This is a genomic window from Pedobacter sp. 01T416_2 (assembly GCF_056398925.1).
Genome location: NZ_JBFTQI010001230.1, coordinates 1 through 1,006, shown reverse-complemented (window position 1 = coordinate 1,006; position 1,006 = coordinate 1). Strand labels below are relative to the sequence as shown.

The 1,006-nt window shown below is 34.4% G+C and carries 1 protein-coding gene; it reads left to right on the top strand.

Annotated features, from left to right (window positions below):
- Positions 1-959 precede the first annotated feature (959 nt).
- A partial coding sequence (locus AC1DPQ_RS28755) for a hypothetical protein (RefSeq protein ID WP_477611716.1) occupies positions 960-1,006 on the top strand: 47 nt, incomplete at its 3' end.

Below are 1,006 nucleotides of genomic sequence, written 5' to 3'. Positions count from 1 at the left end.
TCCCATGCTTTATGGATTTGACCAAAGTGAGCTTCAAGATTAATTTGGGCTGTATTATCGCTGTCGGAAGATTCTTGCTCAATTAAAATTTCTTCTATATCCTTCAGTTCATTCTTAAGCATACCCTAAAGATTTTCCTGGTGCGTTATTCATATTTTCTTCTATTGGTTGAAGATATGAGTACTTGAAATGATTGTAGTCGTCACCGTAGTGGTGTCAGTCTCAAGTCTCTTACCATCTCTGTTCAAAGATTTGTAACGTGTAATAACTTGCGTACTTTTTAGCGGAAGTTTCATTGATTTCATCATAATTTTAATTTTTAATGTTAATTTAAGAGTCTATGGATTATTTATATAATTTATTACAGATTCGAGCTATCTCGTAGGTGAAACATTAAATGTGATGATAAATTTGATAGGTTTAAAATTCAGTCCGCTAACTCGAAAGACAATCATAATCCATACTTCATTCTGGATACTTTTTATAGTGTACGAGCTGGCGATAGTGTATTATCAAATTGGATCCTTGGAAAGACCGCTGATATACATTGTATTTTACACCATAAATATAGCGCTGTTTTATGCCTGCCTTAAAGTTTTAAACTATACTTTAAAAGAAACTAGGATTAATTACCTTGGAGGTTTATTGGCATATTTGGGATTACTCGTTTTTTTCCTGATTGTGAAAGGCTTTGCTGATTATTCATTGGGAAATCCCCAACCATCGCACCACAATCCTTTTATATTCATACAGAAGTTTTTTCCACGAAACATTGCACGGGGTGTATATTTTACGCTACTCGCTATATTTTATTGTTCCGCAAAGTATATTGCTCAGTATAAGAGGCAAGCATTGGAAGCTGAAAAGCGACAATTAATTATCGAAAGACAAAAAGCAGAGTTAGAAACCCAGCTTACCAAGTCCGTAACGCCTATCTGCAACAACAGATTAACCCGCACATGCTCTTCAACGCACTTAATTTTGTTTACAACAGTACACAAAAATA